The sequence below is a fragment of the Parundibacterium terreum genome, from assembly GCF_014636315.1.
GTDB classification, from domain to species: domain Bacteria; phylum Pseudomonadota; class Gammaproteobacteria; order Burkholderiales; family Burkholderiaceae_D; genus Undibacterium; species Undibacterium terreum.
On the sequence record NZ_BMED01000004.1, the window covers coordinates 59,941 to 77,508 of the forward strand.

A 17,568-nucleotide genomic window follows, 5' to 3' on the forward strand; every position below is an offset into this window, starting at 1 on the left:
GCCTTTTTTACATTCAGGCAGACACAAAGGGCCGTTGCCGCATCCATTTGGTTGCCACCCATTTTTCACCTTGCGTAACCGGATTGCTGGCATGCAGCGAGGCATGATCCAACTGACCCAGGGTGTTCGCATATTCAAAATAGACAGCGTTGCCGCGCACCGGCGAAACGGCCCAGCCAGCCTCGGGGAATACCGTCTGGCCGCCTTCCTCCACTTCATTCAGATACGTCACCATGGTGCTGACGCGCTGGCCGCTACGTGCCAGTGAAGCCTGGTTTGCAGGGTTGGACGGCACCAGGAAATCAAAATGCGGCGCGCTGCCGGCTCCGGTCGGATAGTAAAGAATCTGCAAGCCCTCGCCGTGTTCTATCGGCAAGTTCATGATTTCGGAAATACGCTGGTCCAGTCGTGCAATGAAACTGTTTTCCTGCAACTGGAAAAACATGCCGAAGCTGCTGCGGTTGCCGCTGACTATATCCTTGCCCGTCATCGGGTCCACAATGGTGGACGCCTTCAGACGTGGCTTTGCCAGCCTGATCAATTCGGTGCATTCCTCACTACTGAGCACATTACTGAGTACGGCCAGCATAGGGCGTTCTGCGCGCGCAGCGATACCCACCACCCTGTCCGAAGTGCTGATGCTGGTGCCGGGCCGGAAGATAGGCGTCTGGTACACATAGTCGAGCGAGCTTTCCTCAACCACCACATGATCGATAGGTACAGGATTACAGGAGCGGCGTGCCTTGACGAAGGCTTGCATGATGGCCTGCGCGGCTTCCGCCGCCATACGCTGCTCCTGCATGATCTGTATCAGCGCGCTGGGTGAAAACCCCTGATCCAGGTTCTGGCAGATCCAGGTGCTGAGGTCCCGCGTGAAACGAATGACAGTACTCATGTTTCAGCTCACAGGTCGACGGCAACCCAGCCTTCGCCGGTCAGTTTGAAGCTTTCCTTCAGCACCATGCTGCCGGCGCCGCGCACGACCCGATCCACCATCGGAAATACCTTTTGGATGTCGGCATCCGCAGTCCATGGGGCTGCATCGACCTTGTAGGTATAGCTGACTGCCACCATCTTGCTGCTGTCATTGGTTTTTGCTTCTTCCCAGCCTATCACCTTGTCCAGGCTGAGCTTGGCGGCGCACAGGTCGCCTTGCTGCAGTTTGATGTCGCCGTCGGATCTGACGCTGCGCATTTCCTTGTTCAGATAGTATTTCTTGCCGTTCTCGGTCAGCGTATAGCGCCTGACCTTGATCTCGGCGCTGACGCCTTCTTCCGTTGCAGTCACTGTTGCTACCGATGACTGCGCCAGACCGAGCTTTTCCAGTATCGGCATCTGTATCGCATTCCTGCCGCCGGTATCGACATCCTTTTGCGTCACGTCGATAGGCCAGACATTTTTTGCCAGGCACAGATCGCCGCGCTTGGCGAGATAGGTGGTCAGACCGGCGCTGATATTGTCCTGGTTCAGATCAGTTTTGTTGCTGCACGCTGCCAGAGTGGAGGCGGTTAACACGGAAAGCAGGGAGATGCTGAATTTGTTCATGGTTCTGTCTTGGTATGCAAAAATAATTTTAAATACGAGGTCTGTCGGCGGGCATCACATGGCATCAGTCGGCACATTTGCCGGACGCTGCCTGGCCGGGTTGATAGCCGTCCGTCAAGGTGCCGAGAAAGCAGATCAGGTCGGCAATATTCTGTTCCGTCATCGGCTCCTTCGAGCCTGCCTTGCGGCCATCCAGCGGCAATTGCGTATCGATATTGCCCTGGTATATGGCAGGCAAGTCATCGTATTTCTGCACCTTGCCGCCCTTGTACTGGGTCTTGATCAGGCCATAGCTAGGGAAACTCGCATCATTGGTCTTCAGGGCGGTGCCGCCGACGGTCGGGTACCACAGCTCCGGCATCGTGTCGCGCGTGTTGTAGAAACGTATTGCCTGTTCCAGCGAATTGATCACGCCATTGTGAAAAAATACCTTGCGGGTTGCCACATTGCGCAAGGTCGGTGTCTTGAACATGCCGCAAAAGCTGTTGGCATCGGTCGCCGACTTGGGCTTGTGATCACTGCGCAAGGGACCGCATACGCCCATGTCGAAGCGAGTCGCATCCTGATTCAAGCTGATGCCGTTGTTGCGCGGCACGCCGATAGCTTCGTAGGAAAAATCAGTGAACAAGGCTGAACTGCCGTTCAGGCCGGCACCTTGATAGTGACAGGACGAGCAATTGCCGACTTGAGGATCGGAAAATATCTTCAATCCGCGCATCTCTGCCGCTGTCAGGCTGCCACCTATCTTGTTGGCTGCATACAGGTCGAACTTGCTGCTATATGGATGGAAGCTGGTGTCTTCCATCTGGAAAGCCTGCAGCGCCTTGGTGGCATTGTTGAACGCGGCATCACTGTCGGCAAAGGCATCCTGGCCATAGGCCTGGCGGAACAGGTCGGCATAGGCGGAAGCCTGGATTTTCTTGACGACATCAGCACTGCTGGCATTGGCCATTTCAACCGGATCCAGCAGCGGGATCTTGGCTTGTTCGGCCAGCGTATCGACTCGGCCATCTGCAGTGAAGCCGCCGCCCGGTCCGGGGGCACTGAAGCCGTCCGGGTTATCCAGCAGGTCGGCATACGCGGGCGTAATGTCCTTGTAGCGCAGTGACGGTACCGCGCGGTTGCCCATCTGGTCGAGCTTGGGGCCACCCAACTGCATGGCCAGATTATTCGGAGGGCCGTAAGCAAAGGCCGGATCGTGGCAAGTGGCGCAAGACATCTTCCCTGAGCCGGACAGGCTTTGGTCGAAGAACATCTTTTGTCCCACTTGTGCCGCTACGCTCAGTTTGACCGGCGCCACGATAACAGGCGCTGCGGGCGGCGCGGCATTATTGGCGGGAGAGACCGGCGCGGCATCACGGGAGCCGCCGCAGGCTGTCAGGCCCATCAGCAAAATGCCGGAAAGATACAGGGTATTGAAACGCATGATAGCTACCGTAAAAAGTCGCTTAAAAGTTGATTTATAAGACCGTCATATCGGACCGTCACTTAAAGCGGAGAATGCATGAAGGGCGACCGTCTATCGTTCGCCCTTCGTTCCTTCAAGCCGGTGTTTTAGCTGCTTGCACGGCCAAAACACACGGCGAATAAAACTGAACCCGTGCTACAGGCCGGGTTCAGGCTTGCGGATTACTTCTTGACGGACCAGACGTTGACCTGGCTGGCATCGGCACCCAGCTGCGCTGCACCTGCGGCATCAGCAGACTGCTTCTGCGTGTAGCTTGCAGGGATCACGAATGCATGGTTGGTCGGACGCACGGAATCGAAGTGCGTATCCGAGCTACCGGCATACTCTGGCAGATTCAGGATATTTGCCGAGATGAATTTTTCCGTGTATTTGGAACGATTCATATAGCTTGCATCATTGGCCGGATCAGCCAGCTGGAACATGTCCTGGAAGGTACGTACCAGCGAGAAGTGGCTATAAGAATCGCTGTCCGAGATGCCTTTAGGAGCATTTGCCTGATTGGTCAGGATGCCGAAGATACTTTGGCCGTGACCGCGGTTACCCTTGGTGTAGTTGTTGACCGTTGTATCAGGCGACCAGGTGCCGTCGGCGTTCTGTTTCAGAGGATTGGCAACAGTGCTATTGGCAACGTTCCAGCCGCAGCAGGAATTCAGGCCGCTAGTGGCATTGCCTTCGTCAAACATGAGAACGATGGCAACACGTTTTTGCGGATTTTTCCACAGCGGAGAAGCCTGGATCTTCTTGACCAGATAATCGACATAGTTGTCGCCGCGGGTAATGATGGCACCGCCCGTTGCGTTTGGAACGTTGTTGGCTACGCTGCTGCAATCGCTGGCAGTGCCGGCGACGCCGCTCGCTGTACCCTTGACGGAAATACCGTGCATGTCGTCGCACTGGTCAGGCATGATGAAGTTCAGGTTGCCGACGTTGCCGCTGGCCAGATCGGTGCCCAACTGGTCGGCGTCATAGCCGGCAGGGATCTTGTAGGCAGAACTGTTCTTCAGGTTGGCATCCCATTGGCCGCCGCCCAGGGTACGGTTGCTGTAGCCCCATTCCGGTGCACTACGTACGTTCTGGTAAGCCATGCCTGGATGATGCTTGGTCTTGTACAAGCCGGCCGGCATAGGCAGCGTCAAAGCTGCATTACCGACGGCTGTGGCGTTGCCTGCCATTGTGCCTGGAGCATATACATTATCCTGTGCCGTCACTGCAGCGTCGGCAACGCTGTCGGTACGCAAGTCTTGGCCAGGATTGGTGGACTCGTTGTAAGTCCTCCAGTTCAGGCCGGCGCTGGTCAGTGCATTGAACAGATTAGGTTTGCCGGTGATGTTATGGTTGACTGCGGCAGCTTGTGTGCAGGTCGCTGCGAATGGTGAGCTGGCAAGGCCTGGCTTGGTGTTGTCAGGGATGGAGTCTTGCACGGCATTGGCACCGGTCGCATCGCAGTTCCACTGGCTGTCGTCAGAGATACCGAAATCGTCAGCGCCGCCCAGCGCAGTGTAGTTCGGTTCGCTAGGATTGCCGGTTGCATAGTAGCTGGTCAACTGGTTGCCTGCTTTCAGGTAGGCGTTGATTTTTGGCGCGAAAGCCGAATTCAGGATGGAAGAAGTTGCCTTGTTTTCCAGCATGACCACGAATACGTGGTCATAACGCGGGATGCCTTCCACGTTGAATGCCGCTTGCTGCGATTGCGCGAAAGTAATTGCAGTGCGTGTTTCTGCTGTATTGGCAGTCAGGGCGGTGACGTTGGACAAGCCTTTCAGGCGTGGATCGCCGCCTGGTACTGCCAGTGCGTCCGGATACAGGTCGCCGCGGTCCAGCTTTGTGATCGCATACGCGAAGCGGTTGCTCAGGGCATTGGCTTCGGTCAGCATGGCGGACTGTGTAGTGCCGGTCACTGTATTGACATCGCTCAATACGCTGGCGACAGGCACACCGATGCGGGTGGCCAGGTTTTGTTTCTCTGTTGCATAGTCGCTGGTGTTGGCTTCGATCTGGCGAGCTACTTCCGCGGACAGTGGGCTGATGACGACACCGGCGGATTGTTCCTTGACCTGGTCAACCGTCACGCGGAATACATTGCGGGTGCCGACCTTGGCGCCGTTGGCCGTATTAGTGGCGCTGGTGCCGATATCGGCGATCAGTGCAGCTGCGGCTGGCAATGCGATGGAGAAATTGCCTTTGGCATCGGTTGTGACCGGATTTTCGCTGCTATCGCATTTGCCGTTATTGTTGGCATCGACGCAGACCAATGCGCCCTGGTAGTAGCCGGCCAGGATAGTAGGATCGGTCGCGCTGCCAGGCTGCAGTGCGCTGGCGGCGACTACGCCTTTGACAGTGACAGTGGACGCTGGAGGAGTGCCTGGATCGGATACTGCATCGCTGCCGCCGCTACAGGCTGCCAGCATGGATGTCGCGGCGGCGAGCGCCGTCAACGAAAAATTCAATGAAACGCCTTTCGGGATGTTCATAATTGACCTTGTAAAGTTGATTTTCTGCCGATGGTGGCGGAGAGATGCGGCACGCGACTGCAGCGCGCAATAGCCACTGGTCGCCATGTTGGCAGATACTTTTTTGTCGTTTATGAATTTTCCATGACTGTTTGTATCATTAAGAAACAGGGGCTTAACAAACGTCGGGAAATGTTGTATCGCGTGCGGAGAGGAGTTGGGAGCTTGCGCTGGGAGAGAGCTGTCAGCCTCGCGTGATATTGCGTGATTGCAAGAGCGCCTGCAAGTCTGAACAGCGAAGGAGGTGCCTGCGGTACTCAGGTGCCCGGATTCTAGCAGCGATTGCTGCGCATCGCATAGACCGTTTTTGCTTTAGGCCGGTATTTAAAAATGATGCGACGGCCAGCGTTTATTTTTTCGGGCAATCGCAAACTTCATTGCCTTTGTCAAAAATGATGCGCCAGGTGTTCGGCGCCTCCAGTCTCCAGATGGAGGTAAATGTCGCAATCAGCTTGCCCTGGGGATCGCGCACAGGTCCGCTGGAAATGGCAAGGGTACCGGAGTCCAGGACTTCAACCTGTTCAGGCTCCCATGAAAAAGGAGCGTCGGGTTTTTCATAGAATTTTTTCCACCAGTCGGCCACTTGCTGCTTTCCATGCAAAGGAGAAGGGCCGGAAAAGAACACGGTTTCTTCCGATAAAAAGCGCGTGAATGCCGCGTGATCGCGGGTCGCCATGGTTTTCGCAAAAGCACGCTCGGTATCGGCAACCTGTTTCTGCAGTTCGGTCATTGCTAAGCCATGCAGTGGCAATGCGGACAGGCAAACGATGCATGCTGTGCCCAATATTTTCCAAAGTCTGCGCATGAGGTAAGCTCCTGTTGTTTTGTCTAATAGCGGCATGGCGGCTGGCAGCTATCTTTTTTCTTCCATCAAGGCCAGCAGATGGCCATCCGGGTCCTTAAAAAATACCATCCATAAATCGTGATCAGGCATCTTGCTGATCAGGTGCGGCTTGTCCAGGAAAACCACACCTGCGCTGCGCATCTTGTCGTAGGTGTTTGCTATATCATCAACCTTGAAATACAGGCATTGGCTGCAAGGAGGTATGGAAAGTTTCGGCGCGCCATCCAGCATCAGGCGTACACCGCCGCAATCAAAAAACAGCAGGTCGCCAAAACGGTATAGCTGCTTCAAGCCTAGCTTGCCACCGTAAAATTCTTGCGATGCATCGGTATTGGAAATCTGTAAGGCGACTTGGCCCAGGCTGGACAGGCTCATGATTTCTCCCGGAATGCTTGATGGGGTGTCGGGGCATCGAAGCGTCGGAACGCCGGAGAGCGGAAAATGCGGTGCGCATTAGCCGGTTTTCGGCTGCTTGAATTCTCCGATTTTTTTATTGGCTGCTTGATCGATAATGCCCCCGGCTACTGCAATCATCAAGCTTTTTCTCGGCGACTGTGATTGCCTGCGTATTTCCAGCAACACTGTAGTGCGCGCGAAGATGCAGGGGGCTAATGGCGCGTCGGAATGGTGTCAATGGCCCCGCATTGCGGACGCTGCGACCTGTGCCTCTGCCGGCTCTCTTTGCTCAAATGCAAAGGATGAGTCTGCAACCAGTTCAGGCAATGGCGCTTGGCGGCCTGCCTTTTGCCGCGACTTGTCTGCGTACATGCGCTGGTCGGCTATTTGCATCAGCCTGTCCTGGCTCACGCCGTCCCTGGGCCAGCGCGCTGCTCCCAGGCTGGTATGGATATCCAGCATCACGCCATTGACTTGCGCCGGTCCGTCCAGGGATGCCCGCAGGCGTTGCATGGTGGAATTAAGCTGTTGCTGGTCATGGATACCGGAAGACAGCACGACAAACTCGTCGCCGCCTATACGTCCTACAAAGTCCGCATCACGCGCGAATTTACGCAGGCGCTGCGCGACCTCTATCAGCAGGGCATCGCCGGCCTGGTGACCGTGGCGGTCGTTGACCTGCTTGAAATCGTTCAGGTCAGCCAGGATAAAGCCAAAGCCTGTTTCGGTGCGTCCACCCTGTGCGATATACCTGCGCATGATTTCGTCAAAGTGCCTGCGATTGGGGAGCCCGGTCAAGGTATCTTCGCGCGCCATATCGAGTATGGTCTTTTGCGCGCGCAGGTTACAGGCGGTACTGACGCTGAACGTCCACCCCATCGTAAACAAGATGCCTATCAATGACAAAACGCCCATATAGGGTTCTTGCACCAGTTGCTGCTGGCTGCTTGCATGGAAGGCGAGCAGCCAGCGTCCGGCAAACCCGGCTGCCACCGCCATCAGAAAAAAAGTGGCGATGCCGTGCGTCATGATTTCCAGCTGGCGGCTGCGATATAGAAAGATTGCGGCCATGCAGAGTGCCAATATGGTTGCAACAGTGTCGTGGAACAGGTAGCGGTGGATTGCGTCGTCACGGTTGGCAAAAGCCATCAGCACGAAAACCGGGATCAGCATTGCGCCCCAGCGCCAGCGGGTGAGCGACGGATAACCGCGAAAGCGCAACGTGCCTTCCAGCATCAGCAGCAGCGTGGTCAGTGTCAAGGAATTACTGATGGCGATAACCAGTTGGCGGGGAATGCCAAGGTCAACGAAAAACATGGACAGGAAAAATCCTGGGGTGACCAAGGATGCTGCGGCTGCCCACCATGCGGTGCCGGGCATCTGGCGGTTGATGCGCCACACTGCAATCAACACCAGCATCGATACCAGGCTCGCTGCAACAATAACCAAATCCAGGGTGGGTTTATCAAGTTTCAGCATCTGCAAGTATTTTCTAGGTTTTTGTGGAATTGTAACCGTGGATTGCTTGCCAGCTAAGTATTTATTCGTAGATGTTGCATGGAGCGTCATGATCATTGTCATGACAATGATTGCGCCCGTGCCTGCAGCGTCGCCATGCCGGCTCCTATACAATGGCGGGGTTTGAAAACAGGCAGGAATTGCGAAAGAAAATGACAAAAAATAATAATAAGAATGCTGGCAAAGTTGCCATCATCGGTGGCGGGCCGGCAGGTTTGATGGCGGCAGAAATAATCGCTGCAAGCGGATTGCAGGTTGATCTGTATGATGCAATGCCGTCTGTAGGGCGCAAATTCTTGCTTGCAGGAAAGGGTGGAATGAATTTGACGCATTCCGAGCCTCTGGAGCCTTTCTTGCAACGCTATGCCGGCAGGCAAAATGAGATTGCCGGTTTGCTGCAAGACTTCGGTCCCGATGCCTTGCGCGCCTGGGCAGAAGAATTGGGTATTGCAACTTTTGTCGGCAGCTCCGGGCGGGTGTTTCCTACCGATATGAAAGCTGCGCCTTTGCTGCGTGCCTGGCTGCACCGCTTGCGCAGTGCCGGTGTGCGTTTTCATCAGCGTCATCGCTGGACAGGCTGGAGCGGCAGCGATCTGCGTTTTTCTACCCCGGACGGAGACTTGAGCGTGCAGGCGGACGCGGTAGTACTGGCATTGGGTGGCGCCAGCTGGGCGCGTCTGGGCTCGGATGGCGCCTGGGTTCCCTTGCTGCAGGAAAAGAATGTACAGATATCGCCGCTGCGGCCGGCCAATTGCGGCTTTGATGTGCAATGGTCCGAGCATTTTACGCAGCGCCAGGCCGGGCAGCCTCTGACTTCGGTGATTGCCAGCTTGCAGGATGTCAACGGCAACAGCATCACGCGTCAGGGACAATTCGTGATTACCGCGGGCGGCGTCGAGGGCAGCCTGATTTATGCGCTGTCTGCGCCTTTGCGGGATTTGATTGCGGCGCAGGGCGAGGCCGTGCTGTATCTGGACCTGGCCCCCGGAAAATCTCAGGCAAGAGTGGATGAGGAGGTCATGCATCCGCGCGGCTCGCGTTCCTGGTCCAGCCACCTGCAAGGCAGGCTGGGGTTGGATGGCGTCAAGACCGCCTTATTGCGGGAATGCTTGGCCGCCGAGGCTTTTCAGCAGCCGCAGTTGCTGGCGCAAGCCGTCAAGTCGCTGCCGGTGCGCCTGAAAGCGGCGCGGCCCATAGACGAGGCCATCAGCAGTGCAGGCGGGGTAACTTTCGAGGCCATGGATAAGGCACTGATGCTGCGTGAAATGCCCGGCGTGTTCTGCGCCGGCGAAATGCTGGACTGGGAGGCGCCTACCGGCGGTTACCTGCTGACAGCCTGTTTTGCCAGCGGCAGGCGTGCCGGCAGCGGCGTACTGGAGTGGCTGCAAAGCAAAAATTAGCCGCCGGGAAATACTAAACGGGAAAAGTTGATACAATCAACATATTGTTAAAAGTTTATCCCGCGTAGCCGGCTTCAATGCCTACTCCTGTGCTGAGTCTGCTATTGCTGCAAGCCCATGCTGGATGAACAAGCTTATTCCTGTCATTCATCTCCAAATACCTGTCACTATGATTGATTCCCGTTCATCGCCTCGCTCTCCGGTATCGTGGCGTGCCGCCATCCTGATTTCACCCGGCAATATTGTTCCGGCAAAAATATTGAATATCGCGGGTGCAGGAGTGCAGTTGCAATGCGCGCACAGGCTGAGCGACGGTCAGGTGTATCAGATGATGATGGAAGTGCCCGAGCCCCGGGATGCGTCGCAGCGCACGCAGGTGGTGTGCAAGGCAAACTGTAATTACACCATCCTCAGCGGCGATGAATACCGCGCCGGCATGAAGCTGACCGATGTTCCGCCGCAGCACCAGGCACTGCTTGGCAACTGGGGAGGCAAGCCGGCGGTGGCAGCCTGAATCCCGCAGCGCTGCAGACGGTGTTTTGCAGCGCCCTTGCTCCTGTGTTATAAATTGGACCTGTTCTTATTGTCAGCCTGTCCATGTCTACCGATACCGTTCTTCCCGATACCGCCCAAAGAGTGGCGGACCTGCTCAAACAGCTTGGGCACGAACAAAGCATAGTGATGCTGCCCGCAACCGGCAAGACCTCGGCAGAAGCTGCCGCGGGTCTGGGCTGCAGCGTTGCCGAGATTGCCAAATCCATTGTGTTTCGCCGCTTGTCCGATGATGCCGCAGTGATGGTGGTGGCCAGTGGCGCCAACCGTGTGGATGAGAGCAAAGTGGCCGCTATCGTCGGGCCACTGGGCAAGGCGGATGCCAAGTTCGTCAAAGAACGCATAGGCTATGCGATTGGCGGTGTCTGCCCGATTGGCCATCTGGAAAAAACCGTGATGCTGATAGACCAGGACCTGATGCAATACCAGGATGTATGGGCGGCTGCCGGCCATCCGCATGCGGTATTCAAACTGACGCCTGCGCAATTGACTTCGATGACAGGTGCGCCGGTGGTAGATGTCGCCTTGCGTTCCTGAATTTATGCTGTCATTGCAAAGAAAGAAGCACCGCCGTCCATGAGCATTTTATTCGACTATGATCCTGAAGCCGCCACCATTGACGGCAATGCGGACGTGCCTTCGCCCTGTATAGGCATCTGCAAGATGGACAATATTGCCGGCTGGTGCGAAGGCTGCTACCGGACGATAGAAGAGATCACGCACTGGAGCAAGGCAGACAATGCCTATAAGCGCATCGTCTGGCACCAGATCAAGCACAGGATGTTTCAGGAGTAGCGCACACCATGGCAGACCAGTCCCTCCTCCTACCTCCATCGATGACTGTGTTCGAGCGCGGCTGGCTGTCTTCCAACAATATCCTGTTCCAGCATGAGCAAGGCACGGCGCTGGTTGATAGCGGCTATATGACGCACGCTGCGCAGACACTGGCGCTGGTGCAGCATGCTTTGGACGGGCGCAAGCTGGATTTGCTGGTGAATACCCATTTGCATTCGGACCACTGCGGCGGCAACGCGATATTGCAGCAGGCCTATGCCTGCCGCACCCTGATACCGGTGGCCGATGCCGATGCTGTCGCAGTCTGGGATGAAGAGCGCCTGACCTATAAGGCGACCGGGCAAAAATGCGAACGTTTCACTTTCGATGCCAGTCTGTCGCCGGGGGACTGCCTGATGTTGGGCGGGATGGAATGGCAAGTGCTGGCAGCGCCCGGCCACGACCCGCATTCACTGATCCTGTATTGCGCCAGCGAAGCTATCCTGATCTCTGCCGATGCACTGTGGGAGCATGGCTTTGGCGTTATTTTTCCTGAATTGGAAGACGAGTCCGGCTTTGCCGAGCAGGCCCAGGTGCTGCAGGTGATCAGCGAGCTGGATATCCGCGTGGTGATTCCCGGCCACGGCGCGCCGTTTTCCAATGCCGCTGCGGCCCTGGACCGGGCGCGCAGCAGGCTGGACTACCTGGCGTCTGATCCGCGCCGCAATGCGCGCAATGCGTTGAAGGTGATGATGGCTTTCCTGCTGCTGGAGACCCGGCAGTTTTCCCTGCAGGCGCTGGATGGGCTGGTGCGCGGGAACCGCATTATGTGGGCTGCGGCACAGAAGCTGGATGCGCCTGTCGATAAGCTGATCGTAGCGCTGGCAGAAGAGTTGGTGAAGGCAGGCGCGGCCAGGCTGGAAGACGGCGAACTGATCAGCGCGCGCTGAGCTTGCGCTGGCGTTCCGCCTGCTGCTCCTTGAAACCGGATAGCTCCAAGCTGCGTATATAACTATTCGTAGCTATTCTTGGCTATTCAGGCTCTTTTCTGAACCCGCGACACCGACCTTACACCGTGATAGGAACCGCATGGCCACCTGGATCAAGCTTGCGCTGCTGCTAGTGTCCGCCCTGATTGTTGCTGGAGGAATAATCGCGTGCGCGCCCGTCAAAGCCATCAATGCGCTGACACCCAGCTCATCCTATATCAAGGCTGCCGATATCTCTTACGGGCCGGATGCGCGCAATAAGCTGGATATTTATACGCCGGCACATTTGCAAGGCAAGGCGCCGGTGGTCGTGTTCATCTATGGCGGTACCTGGAACAGCGGCGATCGCGCTGATTACCTGTTTGTCGGCGAGGCGCTGGCCTCCCGGGGCATCGTTGCGGTGCTGGCAGATTACCGGCTGTATCCACAGGTGCGCTACCCGTCTTTTGTCGAAGACTCGGCACAGGCGGTGGCATGGACTATTGCCCATATTGACGCCTACGGCGGCGATGCGGCCCATCTGTTTGTCATGGGACATAGCGCGGGGGCGTATAACGCTGCGATGCTGGCACTGGATGCCCGCTGGCTGAAGGCGGCCGGCAGCAGTCCTGCGGCCTTGCGCGGCTGGATGGGGCTGGCGGGTCCTTATGATTTTCTTCCCATCCAAAACAAGGATGCGCAGCCGGCATTTTTTTATCCGGATACGCCGCCGGATTCGCAGCCCATCAATCATGTCAGCGCCTCGGCACCGCCCACGCTGCTGATTGCATCCCTTAACGACAAGCTGGTTAATCCGGTGCGCAATACCGACGGGCTTGCGGCCAGGCTAAGAGCCGCCGGTGTGCCGGTGACGGTGCTGCATTTCGACAAGACCAGCCATGTCAGCCTGATTGCCAGCATGGCCTGGCCCTTGCGTGGACTGGCGCCCACGCTGGACAGCGTGGTGCAGTTCGTTGCCAGCGACGGAGGCCGCCTACCTTTAAAAGGGCAGGCGCAACCCTGATGCCGCGTTGATTATTTCAATTTATTTCAATTCGTAGCTGGTATCGGCAAAGCTGTGCAGCGGTTCCAGATCCGGGAAGCTGGGTTTGCGGCCTTGCTGCTTGGCCTGGAAAGCTTCCACCAGATTGCTGGTTTGCCAGATGCCGGATTGCAGCCACCCCATCTGCTGCAGCGCGTCGTGCGTGCTGTGATCGCGCGCATAGTGGATGGCCTGCTTGCTGCCCCAGATTGCTACCGGAGGCTTCTCGGCGATTTCTGCTGCCATCTGCAGCGCCGCTTCCAGCATGGCTTGCTGGGTATCAAATACTTCGTTGACCAGTCCGACAGCCAGCGCGCGCTGCGACGGCAGGCGGCGGCCGGTATAGGCCATTTCATGCACGATGCCTTCCGGTATCAGCTTGGGCAGGCGCTGCAAGGTGCCCAGGTCGGCTGTCATGCCGATGTTGATTTCCTGGATGCAGAAGAAGGCATCGGCGCTGGCCAGCCTGATGTCGCAGGCGGAGATCATGTCGACCCCACCACCTATGCAGCCGCCCTGTATGGCCGCAATCACCGGCATGCGCAATTGTTCTATCAGGTTGAATGCATGATGCATGTCCTGCAAGGACGGCACGATGTTGGCGCGTCCGCTGGCGCTGCTGTCGTCCAGTGAGATGCCGCCCTGGCCGAACACATCCAATGACATGCCCGCAGTGAAGTGCTTGCCGGTTGACGAGATCACCAGCACCCTGGCATTCGCCTCGCGCTGCAGGGTTTGCAGGATCGCCGTCAGTTCGCGCCAGAACAGCGGCTGCATCGTGTTCATCGCCGCAGGCCGGTTCAGGCTCAGGTGGGCGATCTTGTTTTCCAGTTTCAGCTCAAAGCATTGGTAAGTCATATTGTCTCCTTGGTATGGCGCCTCTATTTGCAGGCTATTGTGTGCAGGTTATTTTGTACAGCCCATGCCAGTTTTTCCGGCCGTTGCGTTTATTCTTTTGTTTCGGGATTCTTCAGCGAGCACAGCACTGCCCGTACCGCCGCCTTGTACAGCTCGTCCGGGTGTTCTTTCTTTAGATAGTAGCCTTTCAGTTCCAGGCTGATCACGCCGTGCATGCTGGCCCACAGCAGCCTGGCAGCGGCGGTGGGGCTGGAAGCCGGCAGCGAGCCGTCGGCCATGCAGCGCTCAAACTGCGCGATCAGCGGTGTGAAAGACTCCCACGCTGCGACGCGCGATTCCAGCGGCGGCACAAATCCGGCGATGGCGTCGCCGAACATCACCATGTAATAGCTGGGATTGCGGCGCGCATAGCCGTGGTAAATGTCGGCGTAGTTCCAGATACCCTGCACGCTGCTGGTAGAGGGCGGGAGTTGCGCTGCGTATTCGGCATATTCCTGCTTCAGCCGGGAAAAACCTTCCAGATACAGGGCATTCGACAAGCCATCCTTGCCGCCGAAAATCGAATACAGCAAGGTCGTGGAACAATTCACTGCTTCAGCCACCTTGCGCACCGTCAGCGCGGCGGCACCTTCTTCCACCAGCAGGCGTGTTGCAGCATCCAGCATGCCCTGGCGCAAGGTGTTGCGCAGGTCTTCCTGCTCCTGGCGGAAATCGACGACTTTGGGTTTGGGATTGCTCATGACAGGCTTATTCCGGCAAATTTCAATACTCGTGAAAAACAACGTTTTTTCTGATAACATCATATCAGCATCATCTGAAAACGCAAATATTCAGGTCTTTATGCCCTGATTGTGCTGTGCCTGCGTTATGCAGAGAAATAGGTTTTAATACAACAAGGCGGCAACACCGACGAGGCCGTCCCGCCGCCCAATTAATGAGACAGGATTATCGACATGACATCCAAACAACATCTGCCGGCTGCGTTGCAAAATCTTGCCCTGCCCGTCATAGGTTCCCCCTTGTTCATTGCCAGCGGCCCTAAACTGGTTGCTGCGCAGTGCAAAGCCGGCATCGTCGGCGCTTTCCCCGCATTGAATGCGCGTCCCGCAGAACTGCTGGATACCTGGCTGACGGACCTGAAAAAAGAACTCGCCGACTACAAGGAAGCCAATCCGGGTGCCAAGATAGGCCCTATCGCCGTGAACCAGATCGTCCACCAGTCCAATGACAGGCTGGCACATGACGTGGAAATGTGCGTCAAGCACCAGGTGCCTGTGATCATTTCTTCGCTGCGCGCACCACCCAAGGAAATGCTGGATGCGATCCACAGCTATGGCGGCATCGTATTGCACGACGTTATTTCCATCCGCCACGCGCAAAAAGCGCTGGAAGCCGGTGTTGACGGCCTGATCCTAGTTGCAGCCGGCGCAGGCGGCCATGCCGGCGGCCTGTCGCCGTTTGCACTGGTGGGAGAAGTGCGTAAATTTTTCAAAGGCCCGATCGCCTTGTCCGGAGCCATCGCTTCCGGCGATGCGATTTTGGCGGCCGAAGCGATGGGGGCCGATTTCGCCTATATCGGTTCGCGCTGGCTGGCGACGCAGGAATCAAATGTTGACGATGCCTATCGCCAGGCCATCATCGATTCCAATGCGGCCGACATCGTGTACACCAATTTGTTTACCGGCGTACACGGCAACTACCTGAAGAAATCCATCGTTGCTGCCGGCCTGGACCCTGATGCCTTGCCAGTGGCAGACAAGAGCGCGATGAATTTCGGCTCCGGTGGTGGTAGCAAGGCCAAAGCCTGGCGCGATATCTGGGGCGCAGGCCAGGGTGTAGGCCTGATGCATGACGCGCCCAGCGTGGCGGAAGTCGTGCAGCGCCTGAGCTCAGAATATGAAGCAGCCAGGGCGCGCATACTGGGCAATTAGACAAACCGGGCCGGTCCTGTGAGGGCCAGCTGTTTATCTTAGAATAAGGGCAATCCTGTTTGCAGGTATGCCCTTTTTTTATGGAGAAATAAATGCCGAAAGCTTACGTCGTTGCAGAGATACAGGTTACCAATCCGGACGGCTATGCCGATTACCGCCCGCTTTCCACTGCCAGTCTGGAACAATATGGCGGCACTTTCCTGGTTCGCGGCGGCCTGCGCGAGCAAATGGAAGGCGAGGATGCGCAGCATAATTCCGGCTGGCGCACAGTGATCACCGAATTTCCCTCCATGGAGCAGGCCAAGAAATGGTATGACTCGGTTGAATACACCAAGGCCAGGGCTATACGCCAGCAACATTCGATAGGGCGTTTGCTGATCGTGGAAGGTATGTAGAGATGTAGTTGCTTCGGCAAGGGTTTTACCCGCATTCAAGTTTTGCTCCGTGTTTGCCGTTATTGGATTAAATCAATATTTCCAACAAACAAACATGCGTAGCTTACTTGCACTGCTGCTAAGTGCCTTACTTGCGTCGGCGACCGCTTTAGCGGCATCCGACGAACCGACTACGCCCTCCAAGCCCATCAAGCAGGCGGGCTCCAAGGAGAGCTCTGCCTTTGTGGATGAAGGCAAGGCATCGGCCAAAGAGGGTAAGCAAGCCAAGGATACTAAAGAAGGCAAGGACTCCAAGGAAGCCAAGGAAAGCAAGCCGGCCAAAGGCGCTGCTGCGGCACGGGCCAAGGAAGCGAAAGAGGCGCAGGAAGCTGATGAGCTGGCAGCCAAGATTGCAGAAAAGCTGGCGGTCATCCGCAAGGAAAAAGAGCAATCGGCCGCCGCCAATGCCGCCAGCGTACGCTCCAATCCCAAACCGTCCTACAAGAGCCCGTATGCGATGCCCGTCAAGCGGGCAGAAGGCGGCGAATCATCCAAGGCCAAGCCTGTTTCCGAGACATTCGGGACAACAATGCACTGGTCGTATGAGGGGGAAGACGGCCCGCTACGCTGGGGCAAGCTGAATCCGACCTATGCGAAATGCGATAGCGGTGACCGGCAATCCCCAATAGATATACGCGACGGCCTGCGTGTAGACCTGAATCCTGTTACTTACGACTATAAGCCTTCGCGCTTTAGTGTGATCGACAATGGACACACGATACAGGTGGCAGTCGGACCTGGTAATTACATCAGCCTGCTGGGCCATATCTATGAGCTGGTGCAATTCCATTTCCACAAGCCTTCCGAAGAGCGCATCAATGGCAAGAGCTTTGAAATGGTGGTGCATCTGGTGCACAAGGACGGCGACGGCAAGGTCGCCGTCGTGGCAGTATTGCTGGAGCGCGGCAAGGCGCAGGGCCTGATACAGACTGTATGGAATAACCTGCCGCTGGAAAAAAATGATCCGGTACAGCCGCTGATCACGCTGGACGTCAGCCAGATACTGCCGCAGCAACGCGAGTACTACACCTACATGGGCTCATTGACGACGCCGCCGTGCACCGAGGGCGTATTGTGGATAGTCTTGAAACAGCCGGTAGAAATCTCTTCAGACCAATTGGCCATATTCGGCCGCCTGTATCCTATGAATGCGCGGCCGGTGCAAAAGGCATCGGGGCGCGTCATCAAGGAGTCCAACTAGTCGTATCAAGGATGCAACAGCCCCGAACGGGCAAATGGCATACCTGCTAAATTATCCCCGCAGGCTGCAGCATTGGCTTTGGTCCGGCAGGGATAAGCCTGAAAAAAAATCCCCCTCCGTCGCATTC

At 56.6% G+C, this 17,568-nt stretch carries 18 protein-coding genes; 9 read left to right on the forward strand and 9 right to left on the reverse strand.

The genetic code is table 11. From position 1 onward, the window contains the following. Positions 1 to 13 precede the first annotated feature (13 nt). The 7 genes from IEW12_RS18790 to IEW12_RS18820 all read right to left on the reverse strand — a co-directional run bounded on the left by IEW12_RS18790 (position 14) and on the right by IEW12_RS18820 (position 8,242). Entirely contained in the window at positions 14 to 895 is an 882-nt protein-coding gene (locus tag IEW12_RS18790) for a 2OG-Fe(II) oxygenase (protein WP_188567644.1), read from the reverse strand. An 8-nt stretch (positions 896 to 903) separates the two neighbouring features. Next, a complete protein-coding gene (locus IEW12_RS18795) occupies positions 904 to 1,545 on the reverse strand; it encodes an SEN1982 family lipoprotein (RefSeq protein WP_188567645.1) in 642 nt (213 codons plus the stop codon). A gap of 64 nt (positions 1,546 to 1,609) precedes the next feature. After that, on the reverse strand, positions 1,610 to 2,971 hold the full coding sequence (locus IEW12_RS18800; protein ID WP_188567646.1) for a cytochrome-c peroxidase: 1,362 nt from the start codon (positions 2,969 to 2,971) through the stop codon (positions 1,610 to 1,612). A 203-nt stretch (positions 2,972 to 3,174) separates the two neighbouring features. Continuing rightward, the gene (locus IEW12_RS18805) at positions 3,175 to 5,484 is read right to left on the reverse strand and encodes a phosphoesterase (protein WP_188567647.1); all 2,310 of its coding nucleotides are present in this window, start codon (positions 5,482 to 5,484) and stop codon (positions 3,175 to 3,177) included. Positions 5,485 to 5,872: 388 nt separating this feature from the next. Further along, positions 5,873 to 6,253, reverse strand: coding sequence for a YybH family protein (locus IEW12_RS18810; protein WP_229751224.1), 381 nt, complete (start codon positions 6,251 to 6,253; stop codon positions 5,873 to 5,875). 123 nt (positions 6,254 to 6,376) lie between these two features. Continuing rightward, a complete protein-coding gene (locus IEW12_RS18815) occupies positions 6,377 to 6,742 on the reverse strand; it encodes a VOC family protein (protein ID WP_188567649.1) in 366 nt (121 codons plus the stop codon). 255 nt (positions 6,743 to 6,997) lie between these two features. Then, positions 6,998 to 8,242: a GGDEF domain-containing protein gene (locus tag IEW12_RS18820; RefSeq protein ID WP_188567650.1), complete on the reverse strand. Its 1,245-nt coding sequence runs from the start codon at positions 8,240 to 8,242 to the stop codon at positions 6,998 to 7,000. Between the two features lie 191 nt (positions 8,243 to 8,433). Between IEW12_RS18820 and IEW12_RS18825 the strand changes: the two genes are divergently transcribed. The 6 genes from IEW12_RS18825 to IEW12_RS18850 all read left to right on the forward strand — a co-directional run bounded on the left by IEW12_RS18825 (position 8,434) and on the right by IEW12_RS18850 (position 12,999). Further along, positions 8,434 to 9,681, forward strand: coding sequence for a TIGR03862 family flavoprotein (locus tag IEW12_RS18825; protein WP_188567651.1), 1,248 nt, complete (start codon positions 8,434 to 8,436; stop codon positions 9,679 to 9,681). 169 nt (positions 9,682 to 9,850) lie between these two features. Continuing rightward, a complete protein-coding gene (locus IEW12_RS18830) occupies positions 9,851 to 10,195 on the forward strand; it encodes a hypothetical protein (protein WP_188567652.1) in 345 nt (114 codons plus the stop codon). Between the two features lie 83 nt (positions 10,196 to 10,278). Beyond that, positions 10,279 to 10,770: a YbaK/EbsC family protein gene (locus IEW12_RS18835; protein ID WP_188567653.1), complete on the forward strand. Its 492-nt coding sequence runs from the start codon at positions 10,279 to 10,281 to the stop codon at positions 10,768 to 10,770. Positions 10,771 to 10,809: 39 nt separating this feature from the next. Then, positions 10,810 to 11,028: a DUF1289 domain-containing protein gene (locus tag IEW12_RS18840; RefSeq protein WP_188567654.1), complete on the forward strand. Its 219-nt coding sequence runs from the start codon at positions 10,810 to 10,812 to the stop codon at positions 11,026 to 11,028. An 8-nt stretch (positions 11,029 to 11,036) separates the two neighbouring features. Then, complete coding sequence (locus tag IEW12_RS18845; RefSeq protein WP_229751225.1) at positions 11,037 to 11,957, forward strand: MBL fold metallo-hydrolase; 921 nt, start codon at positions 11,037 to 11,039, stop codon at positions 11,955 to 11,957. Between the two features lie 139 nt (positions 11,958 to 12,096). Then, positions 12,097 to 12,999 (forward strand): alpha/beta hydrolase, encoded by a 903-nt coding sequence (locus IEW12_RS18850; RefSeq protein ID WP_188567655.1) that lies wholly within the window; start codon positions 12,097 to 12,099, stop codon positions 12,997 to 12,999. Between the two features lie 21 nt (positions 13,000 to 13,020). Here IEW12_RS18850 and IEW12_RS18855 read toward each other — a convergent pair whose 3' ends face one another. Both IEW12_RS18855 and IEW12_RS18860 read right to left on the reverse strand, forming a co-directional pair. Then, positions 13,021 to 13,875, reverse strand: a complete 855-nt coding sequence (locus IEW12_RS18855; protein WP_188567656.1) for an enoyl-CoA hydratase-related protein — start codon at positions 13,873 to 13,875, stop codon at positions 13,021 to 13,023. Between the two features lie 89 nt (positions 13,876 to 13,964). Beyond that, positions 13,965 to 14,615, reverse strand: coding sequence for a TetR/AcrR family transcriptional regulator (locus IEW12_RS18860; protein WP_188567657.1), 651 nt, complete (start codon positions 14,613 to 14,615; stop codon positions 13,965 to 13,967). Between the two features lie 213 nt (positions 14,616 to 14,828). Here IEW12_RS18860 and IEW12_RS18865 point away from each other — a divergent pair, with 213 nt between their 5' ends. The 3 genes from IEW12_RS18865 (at position 14,829) to IEW12_RS18875 (ending at position 17,441) form a co-directional block, all read left to right on the forward strand. Further along, the gene (locus IEW12_RS18865; RefSeq protein ID WP_188567658.1) at positions 14,829 to 15,806 is read left to right on the forward strand and encodes an NAD(P)H-dependent flavin oxidoreductase; all 978 of its coding nucleotides are present in this window, start codon (positions 14,829 to 14,831) and stop codon (positions 15,804 to 15,806) included. 92 nt (positions 15,807 to 15,898) lie between these two features. Next, positions 15,899 to 16,201 (forward strand): DUF1330 domain-containing protein, encoded by a 303-nt coding sequence (locus IEW12_RS18870; RefSeq protein ID WP_188567659.1) that lies wholly within the window; start codon positions 15,899 to 15,901, stop codon positions 16,199 to 16,201. Between the two features lie 94 nt (positions 16,202 to 16,295). Beyond that, positions 16,296 to 17,441 (forward strand): carbonic anhydrase, encoded by a 1,146-nt coding sequence (locus tag IEW12_RS18875; RefSeq protein ID WP_188567660.1) that lies wholly within the window; start codon positions 16,296 to 16,298, stop codon positions 17,439 to 17,441. Positions 17,442 to 17,568 lie beyond the last annotated feature (127 nt).

Coding starts and splice junctions, on each gene's coding strand:
- IEW12_RS18790 (WP_188567644.1), bottom strand. CDS start 895: ATGAGTACTGTCATTCGTTTCACGCGGGACCTCAGCACCTGGATCTGC.
- IEW12_RS18795 (WP_188567645.1), bottom strand. CDS start 1,545: ATGAACAAATTCAGCATCTCCCTGCTTTCCGTGTTAACCGCCTCCACT.
- IEW12_RS18800 (WP_188567646.1), bottom strand. CDS start 2,971: ATGCGTTTCAATACCCTGTATCTTTCCGGCATTTTGCTGATGGGCCTG.
- IEW12_RS18805 (WP_188567647.1), bottom strand. CDS start 5,484: ATGAACATCCCGAAAGGCGTTTCATTGAATTTTTCGTTGACGGCGCTC.
- IEW12_RS18810 (WP_229751224.1), bottom strand. CDS start 6,253: ATGACCGAACTGCAGAAACAGGTTGCCGATACCGAGCGTGCTTTTGCG.
- IEW12_RS18815 (WP_188567649.1), bottom strand. CDS start 6,742: ATGAGCCTGTCCAGCCTGGGCCAAGTCGCCTTACAGATTTCCAATACC.
- IEW12_RS18820 (WP_188567650.1), bottom strand. CDS start 8,242: ATGCTGAAACTTGATAAACCCACCCTGGATTTGGTTATTGTTGCAGCG.
- IEW12_RS18825 (WP_188567651.1), top strand. CDS start 8,434: ATGACAAAAAATAATAATAAGAATGCTGGCAAAGTTGCCATCATCGGT.
- IEW12_RS18830 (WP_188567652.1), top strand. CDS start 9,851: ATGATTGATTCCCGTTCATCGCCTCGCTCTCCGGTATCGTGGCGTGCC.
- IEW12_RS18835 (WP_188567653.1), top strand. CDS start 10,279: ATGTCTACCGATACCGTTCTTCCCGATACCGCCCAAAGAGTGGCGGAC.
- IEW12_RS18840 (WP_188567654.1), top strand. CDS start 10,810: ATGAGCATTTTATTCGACTATGATCCTGAAGCCGCCACCATTGACGGC.
- IEW12_RS18845 (WP_229751225.1), top strand. CDS start 11,037: ATGGCAGACCAGTCCCTCCTCCTACCTCCATCGATGACTGTGTTCGAG.
- IEW12_RS18850 (WP_188567655.1), top strand. CDS start 12,097: ATGGCCACCTGGATCAAGCTTGCGCTGCTGCTAGTGTCCGCCCTGATT.
- IEW12_RS18855 (WP_188567656.1), bottom strand. CDS start 13,875: ATGACTTACCAATGCTTTGAGCTGAAACTGGAAAACAAGATCGCCCAC.
- IEW12_RS18860 (WP_188567657.1), bottom strand. CDS start 14,615: ATGAGCAATCCCAAACCCAAAGTCGTCGATTTCCGCCAGGAGCAGGAA.
- IEW12_RS18865 (WP_188567658.1), top strand. CDS start 14,829: ATGACATCCAAACAACATCTGCCGGCTGCGTTGCAAAATCTTGCCCTG.
- IEW12_RS18870 (WP_188567659.1), top strand. CDS start 15,899: ATGCCGAAAGCTTACGTCGTTGCAGAGATACAGGTTACCAATCCGGAC.
- IEW12_RS18875 (WP_188567660.1), top strand. CDS start 16,296: ATGCGTAGCTTACTTGCACTGCTGCTAAGTGCCTTACTTGCGTCGGCG.